Source organism: Vibrio sp. B1REV9, from assembly GCF_905175395.2.
In the GTDB taxonomy this organism is placed as follows: Bacteria; Pseudomonadota; Gammaproteobacteria; order Enterobacterales; family Vibrionaceae; genus Vibrio; species Vibrio alfacsensis.
In genome coordinates this window covers 993,765-1,015,063 of record NZ_HG992746.1, presented here as the reverse complement: position 1 = coordinate 1,015,063, position 21,299 = coordinate 993,765, and the positions used below count along the sequence as shown (strand labels likewise).

20 protein-coding genes and 2 pseudogenes are annotated in these 21,299 nt (G+C 42.8%); 12 read left to right on the top strand and 10 right to left on the bottom strand.

Annotated elements, in window-relative coordinates:
• Positions 1-141: 141 nt before the first annotated feature.
• Positions 142-603, bottom strand: a complete 462-nt coding sequence (locus KHN78_RS18615; protein WP_128812547.1) for a hypothetical protein — start codon at positions 601-603, stop codon at positions 142-144.
• Between the two features lie 246 nt (positions 604-849).
• Between KHN78_RS18615 and KHN78_RS18610 the strand changes: the two are divergent.
• Positions 850-1,388, top strand: a pseudogene (locus KHN78_RS18610) (NUDIX domain-containing protein).
• A gap of 107 nt (positions 1,389-1,495) precedes the next feature.
• Here the strand turns inward: KHN78_RS18610 and KHN78_RS18605 are convergent.
• Positions 1,496-4,828 (bottom strand): mechanosensitive ion channel domain-containing protein, encoded by a 3,333-nt coding sequence (locus KHN78_RS18605; protein ID WP_223917796.1) that lies wholly within the window; start codon positions 4,826-4,828, stop codon positions 1,496-1,498.
• Between the two features lie 281 nt (positions 4,829-5,109).
• Between KHN78_RS18605 and KHN78_RS18600 the strand changes: the two genes are divergently transcribed.
• The 4 genes and pseudogenes from KHN78_RS18600 to KHN78_RS18585 form a co-directional block, all read left to right on the top strand.
• Complete coding sequence (locus KHN78_RS18600) at positions 5,110-6,234, top strand: M14-type cytosolic carboxypeptidase (protein ID WP_211918004.1); 1,125 nt, start codon at positions 5,110-5,112, stop codon at positions 6,232-6,234.
• A gap of 603 nt (positions 6,235-6,837) precedes the next feature.
• Positions 6,838-7,809, top strand: coding sequence for an OmpA family protein (locus tag KHN78_RS18595; RefSeq protein ID WP_211918002.1), 972 nt, complete (start codon positions 6,838-6,840; stop codon positions 7,807-7,809).
• Between the two features lie 218 nt (positions 7,810-8,027).
• Positions 8,028-8,801, top strand: coding sequence for a phosphotransferase enzyme family protein (locus KHN78_RS18590; RefSeq protein WP_211918000.1), 774 nt, complete (start codon positions 8,028-8,030; stop codon positions 8,799-8,801).
• A 161-nt stretch (positions 8,802-8,962) separates the two neighbouring features.
• Positions 8,963-9,124, top strand: a pseudogene (locus KHN78_RS18585) (divalent metal cation transporter); the annotation flags it as partial.
• Between the two features lie 99 nt (positions 9,125-9,223).
• Here KHN78_RS18585 and KHN78_RS18580 read toward each other — a convergent pair.
• Together KHN78_RS18580 and KHN78_RS18575 are read right to left on the bottom strand one after the other, a co-directional pair.
• On the bottom strand, positions 9,224-10,708 hold the full coding sequence (locus KHN78_RS18580; protein WP_211917998.1) for a peptide MFS transporter: 1,485 nt from the start codon (positions 10,706-10,708) through the stop codon (positions 9,224-9,226).
• A gap of 470 nt (positions 10,709-11,178) precedes the next feature.
• Positions 11,179-12,549 carry an L-serine ammonia-lyase gene (locus tag KHN78_RS18575; RefSeq protein WP_211917995.1) on the bottom strand — a complete coding sequence of 457 codons (1,371 nt, stop codon included), beginning with the start codon at positions 12,547-12,549 and terminating at the stop codon, positions 11,179-11,181.
• 189 nt (positions 12,550-12,738) lie between these two features.
• Here KHN78_RS18575 and KHN78_RS18570 point away from each other — a divergent pair, with 189 nt between their 5' ends.
• Positions 12,739-13,590 carry a YdcF family protein gene (locus KHN78_RS18570; RefSeq protein ID WP_211917993.1) on the top strand — a complete coding sequence of 284 codons (852 nt, stop codon included), beginning with the start codon at positions 12,739-12,741 and terminating at the stop codon, positions 13,588-13,590.
• Between the two features lie 48 nt (positions 13,591-13,638).
• Here KHN78_RS18570 and KHN78_RS18565 read toward each other — a convergent pair whose 3' ends face one another.
• On the bottom strand, positions 13,639-14,298 hold the full coding sequence (locus tag KHN78_RS18565; protein ID WP_211917991.1) for a hypothetical protein: 660 nt from the start codon (positions 14,296-14,298) through the stop codon (positions 13,639-13,641).
• A 250-nt stretch (positions 14,299-14,548) separates the two neighbouring features.
• Positions 14,549-14,809 carry a DUF333 domain-containing protein gene (locus KHN78_RS18560; protein ID WP_128812556.1) on the bottom strand — a complete coding sequence of 87 codons (261 nt, stop codon included), beginning with the start codon at positions 14,807-14,809 and terminating at the stop codon, positions 14,549-14,551.
• Between the two features lie 257 nt (positions 14,810-15,066).
• Here KHN78_RS18560 and KHN78_RS18555 point away from each other — a divergent pair, with 257 nt between their 5' ends.
• Positions 15,067-15,585 (top strand): NUDIX hydrolase, encoded by a 519-nt coding sequence (locus KHN78_RS18555; RefSeq protein WP_211917989.1) that lies wholly within the window; start codon positions 15,067-15,069, stop codon positions 15,583-15,585.
• A 496-nt stretch (positions 15,586-16,081) separates the two neighbouring features.
• Here the strand turns inward: KHN78_RS18555 and KHN78_RS18550 are convergent, their stop codons facing one another.
• Positions 16,082-16,741, bottom strand: coding sequence for a lytic transglycosylase domain-containing protein (locus KHN78_RS18550; protein ID WP_223917831.1), 660 nt, complete (start codon positions 16,739-16,741; stop codon positions 16,082-16,084).
• Here KHN78_RS18550 and KHN78_RS21875 point away from each other — a divergent pair.
• Positions 16,717-16,842 carry a hypothetical protein gene (locus tag KHN78_RS21875; protein WP_263422531.1) on the top strand — a complete coding sequence of 42 codons (126 nt, stop codon included), beginning with the start codon at positions 16,717-16,719 and terminating at the stop codon, positions 16,840-16,842. The genes KHN78_RS18550 and KHN78_RS21875 overlap by 25 nt on opposite strands.
• Here KHN78_RS21875 and KHN78_RS18545 read toward each other — a convergent pair.
• The 3 genes from KHN78_RS18545 to flgA all read right to left on the bottom strand — a co-directional run bounded on the left by KHN78_RS18545 (position 16,839) and on the right by flgA (position 18,401).
• Complete coding sequence (locus tag KHN78_RS18545) at positions 16,839-17,276, bottom strand: flagellar protein FlgN (RefSeq protein ID WP_211917985.1); 438 nt, start codon at positions 17,274-17,276, stop codon at positions 16,839-16,841. The genes KHN78_RS21875 and KHN78_RS18545 overlap by 4 nt on opposite strands.
• Positions 17,277-17,297: 21 nt before the next feature.
• Positions 17,298-17,579, bottom strand: a complete 282-nt coding sequence (flgM, locus tag KHN78_RS18540; RefSeq protein WP_211917983.1) for a flagellar biosynthesis anti-sigma factor FlgM — start codon at positions 17,577-17,579, stop codon at positions 17,298-17,300.
• Between the two features lie 135 nt (positions 17,580-17,714).
• Positions 17,715-18,401, bottom strand: a complete 687-nt coding sequence (gene flgA / locus KHN78_RS18535; RefSeq protein WP_223917794.1) for a flagellar basal body P-ring formation chaperone FlgA — start codon at positions 18,399-18,401, stop codon at positions 17,715-17,717.
• A 186-nt stretch (positions 18,402-18,587) separates the two neighbouring features.
• Between flgA and flgB the strand changes: the two genes are divergently transcribed.
• The 4 genes from flgB to flgE are packed head-to-tail and all read left to right on the top strand — an operon-like array spanning position 18,588 to position 21,295.
• Positions 18,588-18,950: a flagellar basal body rod protein FlgB gene (gene flgB, locus KHN78_RS18530; protein ID WP_128812561.1), complete on the top strand. Its 363-nt coding sequence runs from the start codon at positions 18,588-18,590 to the stop codon at positions 18,948-18,950.
• Positions 18,951-18,952: 2 nt separating this feature from the next.
• Positions 18,953-19,387, top strand: coding sequence for a flagellar basal body rod protein FlgC (gene flgC / locus KHN78_RS18525; protein WP_128812562.1), 435 nt, complete (start codon positions 18,953-18,955; stop codon positions 19,385-19,387).
• On the top strand, positions 19,387-20,070 hold the full coding sequence (gene flgD, locus KHN78_RS18520; protein WP_211917981.1) for a flagellar hook assembly protein FlgD: 684 nt from the start codon (positions 19,387-19,389) through the stop codon (positions 20,068-20,070). Before flgC ends, flgD begins: the two co-directional genes overlap by 1 nt.
• Before the next feature lie 25 nt (positions 20,071-20,095).
• On the top strand, positions 20,096-21,295 hold the full coding sequence (gene flgE / locus KHN78_RS18515; protein WP_211917979.1) for a flagellar hook protein FlgE: 1,200 nt from the start codon (positions 20,096-20,098) through the stop codon (positions 21,293-21,295).
• The last annotated feature ends 4 nt before the right edge of the window (positions 21,296-21,299 follow it).

Here is a 21,299-nt window from a genome sequence, read left to right as displayed (position 1 = left end):
AAAGTATAGTTAATCCATGGGAAGTTCATTTTCAGTTAGGGATATTCGCTACAATCTATTCGTTTGAGCATTCTGAGGTAAGCAAGGCATACAAGAAAAAGCGCCGAACCATCAGCGCTTTTAGTGGGGAAATTCATGTGTTTATGATTGTGGATCTTTTTCACCAAGTTTGAAGTAGAGTTTACCTACAATCACTTCGGAAATAAGAATAGTGAATACCACAGCAAAGAACGCAACGACACCATTCCAAGGACCACTAAAGTCAACTTTGTCACCAAAAAGAATATTAATTGCTTCTAGCATGACAAACTTGGATCCGACTAAGATAACGTAAGTTGAAATACCGCGATAAATTTTAGGTGCGGTGCCGGGTTTCGATTTAAAGTATTCGGCAATTTTGTGTTCAGCTTTGATCGAGAGTTTGAGTAGTAACTGAAGCAGCAATGCCGCCGCAAAAGAGATGGTAAATGAGTCAATGGTGACGAAATCCCAATATTCGTCGTAAAAGTTCAGTACCGTAAGGTCTACCAATACCGCCAAGGTATAACCAACAAACAGACGTTGTGGTGTGTTGAAACCGTAGACTTTATCTGCTGCGCTCATAAGAACCCTCAATCAATCGTGAACAAGTTTGCAAAGTCATGCTTTGCGTCGATGGGGTTACTATATGAGTTCTTAGAGTTGAAAAATTGCCATTTTACGCCATGTAAATCATTTCAATGAATGATTGTTTTGATGCGATATATTGAATTCAAATAAACGCGTTGAATTTGAAAACCGTCTACAAACGCGAGTAAAAATCGCGTTATCCTACAAACAATTTCCAAAAATCAAGCAGTAAGGACACATATGACAGACATCAAGCAGCTCGATAGCAAAGTGGTGTATCAAAACAAATGGATGACAGTGCGTGAAGATAGAATTTTACGACCGAGTGGAACAGAGGGGATCTATGGGGTGGTGGATAAACCCGATTGCGCTGCGATTATTGCGATTGATAATGACGTGATTCATTTGGTGCAACAGTACCGTTATACGATTGGTCAACGGTGCTGGGAAATCCCGCAGGGGGCGTGGGAATCAATACAGATGCCGATCATCTTGAGCTCGCAAAAGGTGAATTAAAAGAAGAGACAGGTATGCACGCCAATAAGATGGTGTATGTGGGGGCACAATTCATTGCGTATGGTTTTTTGAATCAAACGTGTCATGTTTATTTGGCCACCGAGTTATCTCAGGTTGGCAATCAACTTGATCGTGAAGAAGAAGACTTAATTACGCGTTCATTCACGGTCGATGAATTTGAACGAATGATGATTGATGGTGACATTAAAGATTGCGTTACCATCGCAGCATACGGGTTAGCTAAACTAAAAGGGCTCATTTAACCGCAATTCAGGTTAATCTAAGTCCGTACTTAGAGTTTGTTTCTCTTTCGAGGTTAAATTTTAAATCAGCTCGACGATCCACAGTCCCTAGATTTGCTAACGCCTCATTATTCCGTTGCGTTATTTTGTTGCGGCCAATCACGAACATGTACATCCATCTGCGGGAATGCAATTTCAATGTCATTCTCTTTGAACAATTTGTCGATATTTTTATTGATCAGGTGAATGGTCGATAGGCGATGATCGATAGAGTTAATGTGTACTCTAAGCTCAAAATCCAGACTGCTCGCACCAAAGGCAAGAAAGAACACTGAGGGTGATGGATCGTTTAGCACCAATGGATGTTCTTCAGCAACTCTGTAAAGCAATGCTTCTACTTTACTGACATCAGAACCGTATGCGACACCAATCGGGATCACGATGCGAGTAATGGAATCGGTTAAGGACCAGTTGATCAATTTTTCCGTGATGAATGTTTTATTGGGGACGACAATTTCTTTGTTGTCCCAATCGATGATAGTGGTCGCTCGGGTTTGGATTTTGCTGACGGTTCCCGATAGCTCGTTAATGGTAACAATATCACCGATACGAATTGGACGCTCAAACAGTAAGATCAAGCCGGAAATGAAGTTGGCAAATATCTCTTGTAAACCAAAGCCTAACCCCACACCAAATGCGGCTACTAACCACTGTAAGCGAGACCACTGAAAGCCGAGAATGGCAAATGCAGACAGCACGCCCGTCATTAAAATCAGATAACGCAATAAGGTAGTAATCGCGTACCCTGTGCCAGGTGAAAGCTCAAGCCTCCTTAAAACCAACAACTCCAATATTCCGGGAAGGTTGCGCACCCCGACAAAAGTGACAAGAAGAATGGTTAATGCATAGATAAGTGATTGCAAAGTCACATCAACGAGTGTGGAACTGCCACTGACTGCTTCGCTGACTTGCCATATAACGACGTTATCTAACCATCGAGTCATTTCTAATGCGCTAGACCACAGTGTGAGCACGGCTGCAATCAATGCGATCAAAGACAATCCACGCAGTAAAGTCATGGACTGCTCGCTGATTTGTTCACTACCGAGGCTTTTTTCTTCGACCTCAGGAAAATTCTCTCTGAGCTCGGCGAGTTCTGGTGGTTCTTCAGCTTGTTCTTGTTGCTGTGCTATCAGTTCTTCGCGGCGGGCCAGTAACCTTTGATAATTTAACTGACGGTGTTCGAGTTTGAGCCAGCGTTCGCCAAGTTGATAAATAAATAAAACACCCAGAATCACAAATAACGTTAACTGTTGGTAGAGCAACAGTAGCCAAGAAGCAATAAAGAGGCCGAGTATCGCCATGACGACAATGGCAAAGAAAGAGCCAAAAAGCAGTACTTTTAAGCTAAGTAACCCTAACCCTTTATTTATAGGGGAGGGGAGTGCTGCAGGGATGCGTTCTGGTTTGAGTAATGCAGCATAGATAAGCGCCATGGCAAGGGTTAGGACAAGGAAGAACATTCGCGAAATTTCGGCTTCTTGTTCTCCTGCAACCAAATCCGCAAAAAATATACACAATAAGAAAATTGTCAATGGAAAACGAAGTTTTCGGCTCTCTTTGTGCAGGTAGAGACAAACATGATCAGGCCAATTTAGATGCAAATTGAGCAGACCTTTTGTGGGGCTCAACGCATAGATTAACTCGAGAAAAAACAGTGCACCAGCACTGGCAAGTATCAACATTTTTGATTCGGTTGCGTTGGGTATCGGCCACACCCAAAAAAGAGACGAGGCCATCAGAATGAGCCCTAAAGGCAACACTAATGCTTGAATGGCGGCAATACTGAGCAGAGACATGGTGTTTTGAAAACGATCACGTAACGGGTGACCGAATGCTTTTTGATAGTCATGACGTAATTGAGTCGCCCGTTTTCTTAGTCGACCATGACCGTAAATCAGAACTACAGAGTAGATAACAAAAGCAATACCGATCAGCTTTAGGCGTTCTATATCGGTGCGTTCAATCATGGATTGCAAAGGTGTTGCGTCCCCAAACCAAGTAATTTTACTAAAGTCAGTCATGTGCTGCCAAAATGGCACATTGCTACGAGTCCAAAATTGTTGTTCCTTTAAAAATGAACGTGCACTGTCGACCTCTAGTGAATATTGATTGATCGTCAGTTGTAACTTTCCCAGAGCAATGATCAGCTTTTCGTAGTCGGTCGTTAACTGTTTTAATAATTCTAGAGATAAGGTGTTTATTCTGGTTTGAGTTTGAGTTTGAGTTTGAGTTTGAGTTGACGCTGCCAATTGACCTTTATTGTGAGTCGATTGAACGGCATTATTTAAAGCATGATCCGCTAACGTTTGACTTATTTCGTATTTGCGAATGTGTGCGGCGGCAATTTCATCTGGGATTGATTTGTCTCCAACTTGATTAGGAAGTCGCTGCAGCTGTGCACGAATTGACGCACCAAAAGCAGTGCTGTTTTTTAACCAAGAGAGATTGTCTTTAATGAGACGTTGTTCTTCGGCAAGGCTTCTTCTTTCTACTTCCAATTGCTGCTTTTCAATACGTGATTGTTCAATGGTTGCCAATATTTGCTCTAACTCATCCGCATATTGAGTGACGGTACCAAAGCTCTGTACCGCTATAAGGTCTGATGGTTCAATGTCTTTCTCTAATGAGCGAACGTCAGCGATCAGGTTTTTGACCGATGCTTGCTCGACGCGAGTCAACTTGTCTTGAAGTGTAATCAGCAAAGGGGAAGCGAGTTGGATTTTTCTGTCGAGCAGCTTTTGCTCAAGTCTTAATAGTTCGGTTCGCTCATCGAGACTTTGAAGTTCGGCAGCGGTGGCTTCTTGCTGTAGTTTTAGATAGGTTAAATTGGATAACTGCAGCCATTGTTCAATGTCGGAGCCGTTGTCGTTTTTGATGATCGATGCTTGCTCCAACTGTTGGCTGAGTTGCGCTAAAGATACGGGTAAGGTTTTACGATCTGCCGTGAGTTGAATGCTTATCTCTGCATTTGCTTTTGAGGTGTTGCTCCATTCGTTTATGGCCGCTTGCAGGGACGCGATAGATTGAGATAAATCGCTATAGCTGTCGAGTTGTTTTGTTTGTAATAAATCCAATTGCTCAGCTTGTTCAATTTGCTTTAGCAAGCGTTCTTTCTGCAAAGGATATTGGCTAACGATAGAGCGATAATCTTTGATCAAAGATCGTTGTGCATCAAAACCATCGATTTGGTTGAGCAGGGTTTGATATTGAGTCAGGAGAAGCTCATTTTTTGGCTCCTCGCTATTGAGGCGGGTTATTTCACTTTGGATAAACTGAGCGTTGGGCAATTCTTGTGCAAGGGTTTTTTCTGCGAGTATCAAGCAGGAAAAAATGATTAAATAACTTACTATCTTGCTAAAACTGATTTTGCAAAAACTACCATTCACAAGCTTGCTCACATCGGTCTCCAAATCATGCTTATTCAATAAAATTAAGTGTATACGTTAGATTGAAAGGGTGCTTTTTTTCTTGATTTGGATGAAAAGTGTGACTAGAGGGGCGTATATATCCTGGTTGACTTTTAAGATTGGAAGAGAGGCTTAAGTTTTATCTACACTCTACGTGGTTTAGGTTTAGGTTTAGGTTTAGGTGAAATGACGATCACAAACTCGTAGGGGGCAGAACTGCCTTTGTGTTAGCCTCTTTCTCTTAAACTCAGATGCAAAAGGTGAGTCATACAATGAAAGTATTCAGCAATTTTGACAGTGGCAGTATTCACGTAGTGAAAGCCGAGGATAAAAATGATATTCAGCTTAAAATCCCAAAAGACAATATGTCGGAATTCTACCAGTGGTTCCACTTCCGTTTAGAAACCGAAACGGAGCAGTCTCATACGATTAAGTTATTGGATTTGGCGAAGTCTGCATATCCAGAGGGATGGCAAGGATACGATGTTGTCGCATCGTATGACCGTGAAGAATGGTTTCGAATCCCAACAGAATTTGATGGTGACACCCTGACTTTTACGGTGATTCCTGAGCGCAGTTCAGTCTACTTTGCGTATTTTGCACCTTATACATATGATCGCCATCTAGACTTGTTACACATGGCACAAAGCGCTCATCATTGCCAACTTGAAACATTGGGTCATACTCTCGATGGTAATGACATGACCTTACTGACCTTTGGTGAGCCGGAAGAAAGCAAAAAGAAAATTTGGATGATTGCTCGCCAGCACCCTGGTGAGACAATGGCGGAATGGTTCATGGAGGGCATGATTCAGCGCCTTTTAGATGAAAACGATACGGTAGCGCGCGCATTATTAGAAAAAGCCGTACTTTATATCGTACCAAACATGAACCCAGATGGTGGCATTCGTGGTCATTTGCGTACAAACGCAGTGGGTGTAAATTTAAACCGTGAATGGCAGACGCCATCAATGGAGAAGAGTCCAGAAGTTTTCCTCGTTCGTGAGCGTATGCTAGAAACAGGTGTTGATATGTTTTTAGACGTTCATGGTGACGAGGCGATTCCTTATAACTTTGTTGCGGGTTCAGAGGGCATTCCATCCTACGATGAGAGTCTCGCAGAACTTGAAAATATGTTTAAAAGCGCGTTGTTGACGATCACGCCAGAATTTCAAGATGACGTAGGTTACGATAAAGATGAGCCGGGTAAGGCAAATTTGACCGTCGGTTCAAACTGGGTAGCTGAACAATTTAAATGCTTGTCATATACAATAGAAATGCCGTTTAAGGATAACAACAACCATCCAGACCCGTTATATGGTTGGTCTCCGGAGCGGAGTGTATTATTTGGGCAAGATGTGTTGGCTGCAACTTTGGCAGTATCGCATAAAATCTAGTTTTCCAAACAGCCTGTGATTTACAGGCTGTTTTTTCATGTAATTATTCCTTTTTAAATATGATGTAAAGTTTGCAAACGTTAACTTTTCTAATCTGAAAAACTCGTCCAACTAAAATGTCAATAAATTATTTTTATCAACTCGATAAGTAATTCAATTTAACTTTAATTTGATGATTCTGTTAGAGTTGTTTTGAGATTTTTGTCACAGAAATCATTGTGTTCCAATTTATCACAGTTTATACGTTCTAACTCGTGCTTATATTTAGCAGATCGAAGCCTAGTTATCTATTCGATAACCAGGAAACTTCGTTTTTGCTTGTGCCTAGTAGAACCAAACTTGTTAGTGGAATACTCATGCTCGTTATATGACTGAGGCCAGACGGTCTTACCATATGCAAGCATATCGCTTTGAACCTTTTAACGCATTATTAAGCTTAATTTCTTAATTGAGTTCAAGACGACAGCATAAATGCTGTTTATGACTTGATATTGTTGATGTGGTTCTAATCAAATAATAAAAACAGCGTAGGTTCTGGCTTTGTATTTTCCGCTTAGAGAGGTGGGTTAGAAAGTTGGGTCACTTTCGCGAAAAGGATAAATAATGAAAAAAATCGCTCTAGCAGTGGCAGCAGTAGTGGCTGGTCTATCAAACGTAGCAGTTGCAGATACTTACATGGGTGGCAAACTAGGTTACAACGCTCTAAATGATGCATGTCACCTAAATGCTCCTTGTGATGATGATAGCTTTGCAGCATCTATGCATCTAGGTTACAACTTCAACGAATACGTTGCAGCTGAGTACGGCGTTGATTACCTAGGCTCATTCAAAGCTAACTTTGATAAAGCTGGCATGAACACAGTAGACGGTGACCTATGGGCAATCACTCTTGCACCTAAGTTCAACCTACCAGTTACTGATTCATTCAACCTATTCGCTAAAGCGGGTGCAGCATACATGATGGCTGGTGACGAGAAAGATCTTGTACCAACTGGCTCTCTAGGTGCAGAGTACAAAGTAAACTACAACCTAAGCCTACGTGCTGAATACCAACGTTTCGAAAACATGTCTGATAACGTAATTTCTGACATGGATGCAAACTACTTTGGTCTTGGTTTCAACTACAAGTTCGGTTCAGAGCCAGTTGTTGTTGAAGAAGTCGTAGAAGAAGTAGTAGAAGTTCGTCCTGCGGCACGTATCGTTGAGCACGTGTACCCAGCTCAAGTGGAAACTGTTCAATTTGGTCTAGAAAGCGCAGAAGTTCAAGATGCATCTCGTCTATCTACAACTATCGAACTAATGAACACTTACCCACAAGCTCAAGTTGAAATCACTGGTTACAGCGATACAACAGGTTCTGAAGCGTACAACCAAGCGCTAACTGAGAAGCGTGCAGAAGCCGTAGCTGAACAGTTCAAAGCGGAAGGTATTGCAGCAGAGCGTATGACTGTAAAAGGTATGGGTGAAGCAAACCCAGTAGCAAGCAACGAAACTCGCGAAGGTCGTGAAGAGAACCGTCGTGTAGAAGTGGTTGTTCCTGCATTCCAATACAAAGAAACGGTACAAGCTCAATAATCTATTGTTGAAACCGTAACGTTAAGAAGCCAGTACTTTTGTGCTGGCTTTTTTGATCCCCTATATTCTCGTTTTCAAAATATGAGGATGCGATTGGTATAACATTCTTGCTCTTCCTTTAAATCTTGTTTGTAAACTCAGTGATAAACTGAGGCCTTGTTGAGTTTTTCATGCTTATTGCCTGCTCTAACCACTGAGCACGATGCTTAAGGAGTCGTATGGAAACGTTACAAGGTGGCCGAGAATGGGCGATCTATCGTAAAGATGATGTTGTACTTCGTCCGGCAAACCATTGGACGATGACGGTTCATCTGTTTCTAAAACATTTGCATTCAAATGGCTTTCACGCTTGCCCAAAACCGATTTCTATAGAAAAAGGTAAAGAAATACTGACGTATGTGGATGGGCAGTCATATAACTATCCTTTGAATGGTCCCATTAGTTCAATAATAGCGTTGAAATCGGCCGCAAAAATGTTGAGAAATTTGCATGATGCATCTGCCAACTTTCTGAACGACCATCAAGATACTGTGCTTCACTGGATGTTGCCCGAACGGCTTCCAAAAGAAGTGATTTGCCATGGTGATTTTATGCCATACAACGTTGCCTTGGATGGGGAGTGTGTTGTTGGCGTGTTTGATTTTGATACCATTCATCCAGCCCCGAGAGTCTGGGATATAGCGATGTCAGTTTATGGTTGGGCACCGTTTAAAACCAACGAATATGACAAATTGGGGACGTTAGAAGAGCAAATACGCCGAGCAAAACTATTCTGCGACAGTTATGGTTGTTCTCGCTTAGATCGAGAAGAGTTGGTTGAAGTAATGACGCTTCGATTGACCGCTCTGGTTAATTATATGCGAACTATGGCGACAAAAGGTGATGCGAGTTTCCAGGCAAATATGCAAGACTGCCACCACGATGCTTATTTACAGGATATTGAGTATCTGCGTAAACATCGACGGGTCATAACGCAAGGTTTATTAGATTAGGCATACAAGGCATCTCTGCGAATGAACGTTGATAGCTTTTGTTTGCAGATAGGTTTTGTTGATAGTTTTTGTTATTGATGGGTAAGAATCTTGCTGATCATTTGCGAGACTATTTGCCCAATAAGTAGGCAGTGGGTTTTTATTGGGTTTAAGCAGAGGTGTTTGATATTGCGCTGGCGATTATTCCATTGCTTATCTTTACAAACAGTGAGCGCTTGATGGGAGAGTTCAAAAACAGCAAGTGGGTTTCTTACTCTGGTATGGTTATCGTAACGTTGGTTTTGGCATTAAATGCTTATTTAATGGTTACCTTGATGGGCTAAGGTATTCTGAGTTGAGGAGAATGAATCCTCTTGTCGATAAAAAAGCGGAAGCCAATTGGCTTCCGCTTTTGTCTCAGAATAAGAGAGGAAATAGAGACATTAACTTTCTGCGTTTGCTTCAACCAATTCCATTTCTGCTTCGCTACGTTTTGCTGCTTCAAGCATTTTACGGATGATGAAAGAGGCTGCCAGTGCAATGCCAACCATCACAACCGCAAGAATAGTAAGTAGTTGGAAGTAATCACCATAGACGTGCTGAACGATTTCTTGTGTGATTTCTTGGCCTTTTTCTAGCGCAATGGTGGTTGAGAATGCAGCACCAACAATACCACTTAGAGCAATAGCAACAGAGAATAAGCTCACAGAGAAGTTCTCAATGTGTTTAGGCGCGACGGATAAGATGAATGCGACAACCATTGAGCCCACAATCACTTCTGCAATTGCTTGGAAGAAATGAATCACTAAGAAGACTTCTGGCATGATCACAATGTCGTCACCAACGGTAGTCACAGCAAAAGTCAGGATGCCAAATGCAATTGCAGTGAGTACGAATGCCAAAGCAATCTTAGTTGCAGTCGATAGGTGAATATCACGTTTCTCTAGCATACCAAAGAAACCAGCCACAATAGGCCCACCAACCATACACCATAGAGGGTTCATTGCCATTGCTGCTTCTGGTTCGAGCGGAATAAAACCGAATAGCGATCCTTTTAATGTATTGATTGCTACCATGTTCATTGAAGTCATCATCTGACCATAGTAAACGAAGAAACATGTGGTCAGGAATGTCACGATTAAGATCGTTCCCATCTTTAGTGATTCAGCTTTGCTTGCTTTTAGCATGAGAGAGACAAAGTAAAGAATCGCTGCACCACCGATTGCGTAAACAATGTTTTGGCCAATATCCATGTTAGAGAACATGAAGAACACTAGGGCAATCATTGCGACAGATATTAATGCAAAGAAAATCCAGTTTTGGATACTAACGGATTTTTTGTCAAGCTCAGAAGCAACACCGACAAGTCCTTTACGGAATGCAATGAGCATAATCAAAGCGGCAGTGGCCATGACGGTTGAAATGACAAAGCCACCATTAAAGCCGATAACAAGCACAAGCATTGGGAACAAGTACTGACCTAGAAAAGCCCCTACGTTGTTGACGGAATAGTTGATAGGGTAGCCTTTCTCAAAGTCTTCTTGAGAACGGAATGTGCGCTTATATAGGCTAGGGTAAGATGGCGACATCAAGCCGCGACCGTAACTAGCAAGGGCGATACCACACATAGATAGAGGGACGTTGGTTGCAGATGCCCCCAAAACGAGCAATACATAACCTGATGCGAATGCTACGAAGCTGATCGTCAAAGAACGGTAAGCACCTAAAAATTTGTCGGCAATGAAGCCACCAGCAATCGCAAACAAAGGACCGATAGCAGAAAAGGCACCCACGATCATCATGGTATCGGCTTCGTTGTAATTTAGATCTTCTAAAAAGAAACGCGTTAGGCTGACTAACACGCCATAAAATGATAAGCCAAACATCATTTGGCAGAACATCATAGATTTATTTAGTTTATTCCACATATTCTCATGCTCACTATTGCGAGGTGGGGATATTCAAATATCTAAATCACGCCCAGCAGAGTAGGTTCTGTTGGCGTGATTTGGATATCTGTCGTCATTATTGCTGCTAAAGGTTACTTAAACGCGATGTTACAGATTGAAACAATTGTCGCATAAATAGAAGGGAATGCACTATATTTTCTAATGCAAAACGTTTGCTTGGGTAATGCGTTGAGCTAGATCAATCAGATAATGTGAGTCTAAATGACTTTAAAATATAAAAAAAGTAGCTAATTATACTAAGATGAGAACTAAGTTTTTGAAGCGCCGATAAAACAATAGCAAACGAGAAATAGCATTGAGGTCATGCCTACACTCTACACTTCGGCGTATTGTTATAAATCTAAGTATTGCCGTAAATCGTAATGTTGGCGGAATACCTTCCGCCAACAATGAAAAATATTAATAAGCATGAGAATGGAAAGCGTATGCTATTCGCAAGGAGGGGCCATATGAATGATCGCTAACCCACCCAGTGAAGTTTCACGATATTTTTTGTTCATATCTTTTCCTGTTTGATACATAGTTTCGATAACTTTATCTAATGAAATTAGGCATTTACTTGTACGTTTTAGCGCCATGCGAGAGGCGTTGATGGCTTTCATTGCACCCATCGCATTGCGCTCAATGCACGGCACTTGTACAAGCCCGCCAATTGGGTCGCATGTCATGCCTAATGAGTGTTCCATAGCAATTTCAGCGGCAATACAGATTTGTTCGTTGCTGCCCCCTCGGAGTGCGGTTAAGCCTGCCGCCGCCATGGAAGAAGATACGCCAACTTCTCCTTGGCAACCGACTTCCGCTCCTGAGATGGAAGCATTGGTTTTGTACAATATGCCAATCGCACCGGCAACGGCGAGGAAATCTTGCAACTGTTTATTGTCGAGATCTTTAATAAAACGGTGGTAGTACATTAGAACCGCAGGGATAACGCCAGCTGCGCCGTTGGTTGGAGAGGTAACCACTTGTCCTCCGGCGGCGTTCTCTTCACTAACGGCAAAGGCGAATAAGTTAATCCAATCCATGATTTCCATCGGATCGTTTTCAATGGCTGCGTTTGCTTCCAATTTTTTTAGTAGGTTAGGGGCTCTGCGAGTGACATTCAATCCACCCTCAAGAATGCCCTCCGTATCGAACCCTCGTTGCATGCAAAGTGTCATGACTTTCCAGATTTGGTCGGCTTTATCGACGATCTCATCCTGCTCACGCAAAGCGCATTCATTTTGTAAGATCATGCCGCCGATGCTTAACCCATATCGCTCTGCTTTTTCCAACATCTCATCAGCGGAAGAGAAAGGGAAAGGCACTGAGACTTCAGTTTGGCTGCTGCCATTTTCTAGCTCTGCAGCGGTAGCAATAAAGCCGCCACCAATCGAATAGTAAGTTTCAAACTCGATTTGTCCTCCTGCCGCATCGAAAGCAGTAATCATCATGCCATTTTCATGCAAAGGGAGATTGTCGCTATGAAACACGATATCGTGATCGTAACTGAATTCGATTTCATGAATGCCCCCAACAGATAACGTGCCATGTTCCATTGTGCGTTGTAGGGCGTGTTTTGCACTGGTCATTTTAATGGTGTCTGGCTTGTTGCCCATCAGCCCGAGAACCACTGCTCGGTTGGTGTGGTGTCCTTTTCCGGTCAATGACAAAGACCCATACAGGTCAACTTGCACCTTATGGACTTTCGCCATAGAGTCGTTCAATAATTGAGTAAAGTGATAACCAGCAAGCATAGGACCATTTGTGTGGGAACTGGATGGGCCAACGCCAACTTTAAAAATATCGAAAATCGACAGCATGATTGACTTCCTGTATCTGTAGACTGAAATGCCCAAGTCCCGGAGCCGAATCTGGCGTCAGTGGTCATGGGTATACGTCGAATGTTTAAATGATGTTGTTAATTTATTGTTAATCAATAAATGGTATGGGTAAAGACAGTTTTTGTATACCAAATGTTCAGTAAAGTATGAGTAAATGAGAGCTATATAATGAAGTTGAGCAAGGTCGTTATTGTTCTTGGTAAAAGGTTGGTGGGAAATCAACTGACGGCGGAAGGGCGATCAAGAGTCGAGGCGTTGGTCGATGCTTTAGACAGTTTGTGTTTTTCCTCCACTGCGATTGTATTTTGTGGTGGCGTAACACAAGGAAACGTACTTTCTGAAGCTGACGCGATGCACGCCTATTTTTTACAGCTGATTTCTGCTAGAGGTATGACTTTTCCCCCGCAGCAGATCATCGTTGAAAACCGTTCGTTGAATACGGTTGAAAATATGCAAAATGCTGCTTTTGAGTTACACAAAAGTGGTTGGTGTAAAATGGGGCAATCAATCAAAGTGGTTCTGCTTTCTAGCCAATATCATCTAGAACGGATCATCGAAATTCAAACGTTGATGGATGAACAAGGGTTGTTACGTGTGCTCAAAATACACTGCGCGCAGAAGAACATTGAATTGGATATACCTTTAGTGATGCATGAGCATATCAGTGTGCCATACCCTCATACAGGGAAGCTGGCGGAGGCGTTCTTACTGTGTGATGAACTCACGACTTATCGGGTGTTCTTAGAGGGCGTAAGGCGCGGCGTTTTTAAGCGTGAGCTTTCAGATGTCAAGTCCAAACCACTCGCCATCGCTCTGAGGGCCATAGAAAAGCTTGAAACCTTAAGGTTGGATGAAAGCATTCAAAGACAAATTTCAGAAATGAAAAAGGCCGTTGAAGTCACGGCCTTTGATGATTCAGTGTTACTCGCGGAAGAAGCGCTATCTGTCTTTCATCCGATATTGACCGCATTAAATCAACAGCTTGATCCAGAGACCACCACGGAATGTCAGACGGAGTAAATACGGGTTTATTTTAGCGCTTGTCTAATTGTCTAACGAGATATCAGATCACTTACCGGTAAGTTCACGGCGAGTACGTACAGCACTCAACGCAATTAGGCTGTAACAAAGAAGCTCCATGCCCTCTTCGGAGATGTTTTTCACGTCACGTACATAGTGCTCGTTCATTACGTGTTGCCAGAAGCTGCCCATGCCGTAAAGGCGTGAAAATACTAGTAGCAAAACAACCGAACCAATAAGCAGTTTCATGTATGGTGATTGAAGAATCGTTGCCATTTCATTTACGGTTGCTTTACCACCTTGGTATGCTTTTGCACAAGCTAGAGCGGTAACTGCTAAGGCTGGGAATACCCAAGAACCGTGATGGATCATATCCATCCAGTAGTCCATTTCACGGATCATCAGTGCGGCGAAGAAACCAGAAATTAGGATTGCCGCATGCGAGACTTGAGGCTCTTGTTTTGATATACGATAGAATGACCAAGAAGCAACGGCTAGCATAATCAGTTGTAGAGTCTCAGTAATGGATGTTTCGCCAAGGCTCGACCCTAACAAAACATAATCAACACGAATACTTAGATTGACTAATATGCTAATAGCCACAATCGTCAGAGCACTTAACATTGATTTGTAAATTGTGCGCTTTGTCTCTTCGGTAATGACATTTAATTGTACCGAATCAGTTTGTTGGACCGTGTCTGTTTTCATCCTGACCATCCGCTGCAGTAAAAATGTGGAAAAAAAGTGAAAATTCGTGATGTGCAAAGAATTTTATTAACCACTTGGAAAGTAATGTCAGAGGAATGTCAGAAATAAAACGCCGTTCAATATCGTGCTTGAGTACGGTTAATGAAAAAAAAGAGGGGCTAAGTACAAGAAAGTTATTGGTTAATTGAGAAATAAAAAGGAGCATAGCGCTCCTTTTTTTGGGATTGTGAAATCTAAGATTGCGTGTTTGTTACGAGTTATCATCTTGCTTGTGATTTCTACGGTAGTATTCCCATTGTTCTACACGTTCATTCTCAGATAGCAGACAGTATGTTACGCGTTCACCATTTTCAGTGACCGTTTCTAACTCTCCACCCTGTTGAACACAATAAACGGCGGCTGGGTTGGCGGCTGATGTGTATTCATTAGAGCGAGTCGCCCCCTCATAAGTAGAACAACCTGCCAGTATGATCGCCGCTGCCATTGCTGTTCCTAACGCTGTCTTATTCATTCTTAATCTCCACATGGGATTGACGAGTAGTGTGTTGATTATAGGAGACTTTCAGCAAAATAATGTCCTATGTTTGTTAAAAGCTCGACCCGACGATGAATTTGTTACCAAATTTAGAATCTGCTCACTATTCATGCGTTTATGTTTCATTGGGCCTGAATCAGTGACAAGGCTCTGAATCCCGCACCTTGAAGTCACTTGGGTATACTCATAAATTTCGGTAGTATGCGAGCAAAATAATTACGGCGGAATCTGTGATGAGACATTTAAAAACCACGACGCACCCAGACATCGAACATTTGGATGACAAAATTATCGCAAAGCGGAATGCAGCACGTGCCATCGTATTAGATGGTGAAGATGTACTGCTTCTTTATACTGAGCGTTATCACGATTACACGCTTCCTGGAGGCGGTATTGATGATGGTGAAGATGTTATTGCGGGTTTGGTTCGTGAACTAGAAGAAGAAACGGGTGCGCAGAATATTCACAGCATTAAGCCATTTGGTATTTTTGAAGAATTTAGACCGTGGTACAAAGACGATGCAGATGTGATGCACATGACCTCATATTGCTACACCTGTAAAATTGCTCGTGAATTAGGTGAGACGTCTTATGAAGATTATGAAATAAAAAATGGCATGCGCCCAGTTTGGATGAATGTACACGAGGCGATTGCTCATAATGAAAAAACGATGGCGGAAAGTCCTAAAAAAGGCATGAGCATTGAGCGAGAAACGTTTTTGCTGCAACTTATTGTGAAAGAGTTGCTGTAGTTTTAGTTCGCGAATTTTTACCATTAAAAAAGTCCGAGCTCCCCCCCGGAACCCGGACTTATTCCAGACGCGCAAGCGAAGCGTCATCTTTATCATTTGGTATTTGTATCAATATGTAAATACAATAGCTGTTTTATATTTGCTGTGTAAATGCTTAATAGCATTTCAATGACTATTTCATACTAAATTACATCGACTACGCGATCTGCCTCTAAGCTATTTGCAAGTAATGATGATCAAATAATAAGCAAGTAGCACTACGTTTCTTATATTTGAGATAGGTTAACGTAAACTAAATGTACATGTTTCGAGCGATATCACGGTGTTGATAATTTTGAGATCAATTTGTGTGAATTCTAGTTGCACTGCATTTTATAAGTTTACGTGCACTTTGTAAGTATGAGTGTATTTTATAACTATGAATGGCTTGTAAGTGTTTGTGCGTTATCAGAACAATTTGTTATCAAAGCAATACGTGTTACCAAAGCAATCCGTTTTATAGCTCAATTAGAGGCGGTAATCGATCCTGTGCGATCAGTGGTTGCACATTGAAGTTTGAAGTTGATGAAAATAGCAATAGTGGTTGAAATGAGGTTGTCTTGATTTGCTTGAGGTCTATCAACTGCTCTAATGCGTAGAAACGACTAACGTACTGACGCGTTTCTTTAGGTAATACCAACTGAGAAAACTGTGAACTATCTGCCTTGTTTATCGCTTTCATCACACGTCCTTCCCCCGCGTTGTAGGCGGCGAGAGTTAATGCCATATCTTGACCAAATTTATTATAAAGGAATGTCAGGTAATCGATGGCTGCCAACGTACTGGCTCTTTCATCAAAACGTTCATCATATTCGGAAGTGACTTCTAAACCGAAGCGTATTGCTGTCGCTGGAATGAGCTGCCAAAGCCCGGCTGCATTTGCATGAGATAAGGCTTGAGAATTGTAAGAGGACTCTAGCATTGGCACTAACACGAACTGTTCTGGCAGTGAACGCTGCTTGAGATTCTTCAGAATATAGTTCACAACCTGTCGGGATGATTCGATACGCTTGGTAATTTGTTCAGAGTAAGGAGCGAGTACTTGATACTCCCTCTGAATATCCTTGGAATAAGGCGCAGCATAGAGAAAAGATGGGAATATCAGGCAGAAAAGCAAAAGCCAATTTACCGTACCACTTTTCAGTGGTGTTGCAATTTTCGGATGGGTCAGGTGCTGTAGGTGGCACTGATACTGGTGGCGGTACTGATGATGTCTAGAGTGTTCTCTCTTCATAGGTGTGCTGAACAGGTTGCTTAATGTGACTTATTAGCTCATGGAACGCCGCGGAGCTTTGACCATTACTTTGATTGTATTGGTGGCATTGCTTAACTAAGGATTCTAACTGCGTCCACTGCACTTTTACCTGAGTGCGAATGTGACTTGGTAAAGCATTTATAATTTTCTCAGCACCTGCGCTATTGCAAGGCAAACCCAGTGCTCGCATGGATTGGGTTCTTTCACTCGAAGAGCGATTGAGTTGATCGAGTATTGGCGCTTGTTGCTTAATATTATTACTCAGTTCTGAACCGTCAAAGCTCAGATAGAGTGCTTTTTGTCGCTGTACTAGAATCAACAATTGTTGGTATCGCTTTATATCTGCTGCAATTAAGCGAACAAAGTGTTGGATGTGCTGAGATGCTGCTGATGTCATGCTGCGTCCTAAATTGCGTTGTTACTCATGCCCAGTATGGAATTGCATGAGAGCTTTAGACAGTGCTTTCGTATCAAGGTTTAATTCACCACGAGCGAGTGCATTTCGGACCTGTTCGACTTTCGCCATATCCACATCAGGCAGTGATTGCATTTCGGCTTGAGCACGTTCCACGGCTGCGGTGTTTGCTTGCAGTGCTGGTTCACGGATTTGGCTTTGTGGCGCTGTCTCTGCTGGTTTGCGGCTAGATTGCTGCAACGTTGTGTATGAGACATGGCCGCTCGTCACTTTATCGATTTTCATGCTGTGTTCCTCAATCATCATGTTCTAAATCGAATAGGCGACTAGGTTGTGATGAACATTAAATTTTAATTTTTAGTCGATTTTGGTTCTGTTTGACGAGAAGAATAGTCAAAAAGTGATACGCTGAGTCCAAAATTAGAACTGAGTGTGAACTTGGTTCACCCCCGTAACGACAGCGCGAACTATTTTTCCAGAGCTTTGATTTTCGATTTCAATTTGATCTCCTTTTTTCCCATCTTCTAATGCGATGCCTTTGGTGCTTGCACGAAACCCGTTTTTGCTTGCGATAATAATGACTTCGTTGCCTTTCACTATCATTGGGCGAGCATTAAGAATACTAGGATCTACGATTTGACCGGCCTTTAGTCGACGTGACGTTTCTAAGCCAATCGCTTGATGCGCTCGTGTATAAAAATCGTCTTGTCGAGTGATAGTGCGGGTTTCCAGTTTGATATGTGAAGCTGCAATCGTCTCATTGCGATCAAGTGTCGTGGTAGCGACGAGCACGGGTAAGGTGAGCGTTGCTCTTATCGTGACATTAATTCGCCAAGGTGAGTCGAGACTTTCGCAACTCACGGCCCGTTTTAGGTTCCCGACTGGAATCAGTCTATTGTCTCTACTGCTTACCACTAAAGGTGTGTGACATGTCGGCAGATAATTGGCTGCACTTGGAGCCCAGATATTATATTCAAGATGGTGATTCTCCCATCCTCTTGCTTGCGCCGTTTTAGCGACTTCCTGTTCAAAAACTTGAGCGACAAACGTTTTCAAGTCATCGACAGTTAGTGTGCTTTTACTCGCGTTTGCAGGGTGGCTTATCACAAGGCATGCGATGCCAACCAGTGCCTTTATCGAGGAATATCGACGTTTCCTCTTATTTTTTTTCTTTCCGGAGAGCGGAAGTGAGCTTTCCCTGCTTGATAGTAATTCATTGATTTATATTGCTATTTTTTATGGCATGCATCTTGTTTGATCTTGGCGTATTCGAGCCGACTGTAAGGAAGATACATGGCGATCTCATTTGAAAATGCGTTAGGAGTACATCCTGAGGCCCTTAATTTTCGCGTTCAGCGTACCAAAGTCCTAGCGAGTAACCTAGCAAATGTTGACACGCCGGGGTACCTAGCAAAAGACCTTAGTTTTAGCACTGTGATGAGTCAGATGTCATCCACTGGCGTAAGTAAATCGGTACCTAAGTTTCAAATTGAAACACTGTATTCGGTTCCTTATCAAAATAGTAAAGATGGCAATACGGTGGAGCTTGGTGTTGAACAAGCCAAATTTACACAGAACAACATGGACTTTCAGACCAGTCTGACATTTCTCAACATGAAATTCAGTGGATTAGCAAAAGTAATCGAGGGACGGTAATCATGTCTTTTACTGATATTTATTCAATCACTGGCTCGGCGATGACGGCACAAACTGTACGTTTAAACACGGTAGCCAGTAACCTTGCGAATGCGGATGCGGTTTCGGCTAATCCAGAAGATGCCTATCAAGCATTAAAACCCGTATTTGCAACGGTTTATCAAAAGAGCCAAATGTCCACGGAAAATGGCGTCTATCCAAACGCAGAAGTACGAATTGTGGATGTCGTACAAAATGCAGGTCAAGCAGAGAAGCGCTTTGAGCCAAATAACCCGTTGGCGAACGATGATGGCTATGTTTACTACCCAGATATTGATGTGGTGTCTGAAATGGCCGATATGATGTCGGCAACGCGAAGCTTTGAGACTAATGTGGAAGTGCTAGCTAATGTGAAAAGCATGCAACAAGGTCTACTACGTTTAGGGCAGGGTAGCTAATGAGCTTGGCACAATACACCGCTCTATCGGCTGATACCCCTGTATCATCTGCGACAAAAGACACGGCAAATGTGGCTTCAAACCCTCTAGATTCTAACAGCGCGTCGTCACTGCAAAATGAATTTATCACCTTGATGGTGGCACAAATTCAAAACCAAGATCCATTAAACCCTCTTGATGGTACGGAATATGTCAGCCAATTGGCTCAGTTCTCACAAGTACAAAGTATGGAGAACATGTCTGGGTTGATGCAAAACAGTATGGTGCTACTTGATAACATGCAAGTACTGTCGACGGCAGGCTTAGTTGGACAAACGGTTTATGTTTCTTCTGATGAGTTTGAACTAGGCGAAAGCGTTCAAAGCGGCAAGATTGAGCTTGAACACAACTCTAACCAAGTGACCCTCGTGGTGAAAGATGAGTTTGGTCAGTCTACAAAAGTGCCACTCGGTGCACACGGTGCTGGTGACGTCGAATTCTCGATTAACCCAGAAGAGCTTGGCTTGAAGCCTGGCAAATACACGGTATCAGTCGAAGTTCAAGAAGGGCAAGCTAGCCCGAATATTTTGTTAGCTGGCAAGGTCGAACAAGTTCGCATTCCAAGTTCAGGTGGTGCAGCGCTGGTTAAAGTTGAGGGCGTTGGCAGCATTCCTTTCTATCAAATTTCACAGTTTGGTGCCTAACCGAGCTAAAAATTAGAGGTTTTTCATGAGTTTTAATATTGCACTAAGTGGCCTTGATGCTACCAACCAAGAGCTAAACACTATTAGCCATAACATCGCTAACGCGTCGACGTACGGTTTTAAGGGCGGTCGAACGGAATTTGCTGCGGTATACAACGGCATGCAACCAGGTGGCGTTGAAGTGGCATCGATTTCTCAGAACTTCGATAAAAACGGCTCTATCACAGGTACAGGCCGTTCAATGGACTTGGCAATTAATGGTTCTGGATTTTTTGTGACTCGTGATAGTGCAGGTCAAATGCTGTACACACGTTCGGGTGTTTTCGGTACAGATAAAAACAACTTTGTTACGTCGAACAATGGCGCAAAACTGCAAGGTTACAGTGTCGATAGCAATAACAACCTACAGACAGGTTCTGTCGGTGATATTCAGATTTCAACGTCTTCGCTAAAAGCGCAAGCGACAGATAAATTGGACTTTGTGGCGAACTTTGATGCGAGTGCATCTGTGATCGATACAGCGGTCACGCCATTTGATCCTGACGATCCAAGTTCATTCAGTTCTTCTTACACCACGAAAGTGCACGATTCGTTGGGCAACGCACACACGGTAACACAGTACTTCACGAAAACTGCTGATAACCAGTGGGAAGTGAATGTCAATGTAGATGGTGCGGCGACAACTCCGGCAACTAAGCAGACAGTGACTTTCAACCCTGACGGTACGCTAGCATCACCAACTGGCTCGTTTAATGTTGCATTCCCCGCTGCAGGTGCAGAGGCGATGAGCATTGACATTAGCCTTGCAGGCAGTACGCAATTTGGTGCGGCGTTTGGTGTGAGCTCTAACAACCCGAATGGCTACACATCAGGTGAGCTTGCAGGCATACGCGTAGAAGACAACGGTATGGTTTATGCGACTTACACTAATGGTCAATCTCAATTGCAAGGTCAGGTTGTGATCGCTGATTTTGCTAACGAGCAAGGGCTTGCGAATGCTGGCGGTACCTCTTGGACACAAAGCTTTAGCTCTGGCGCACCGATTCTTGGCGTTCCGGGTTCAGGCACACTTGGCAGCCTAACGCCGGGTGCACTTGAAGGCTCGAACGTCGACCTGACGAGTGAATTGGTTGCATTAATGACGGCCCAACGAAATTACCAAGCGAATGCGAAAACCATTTCTACCAGCGATAAGCTGACCCAAGCTTTGTTCAACGCGGTGTAATGGG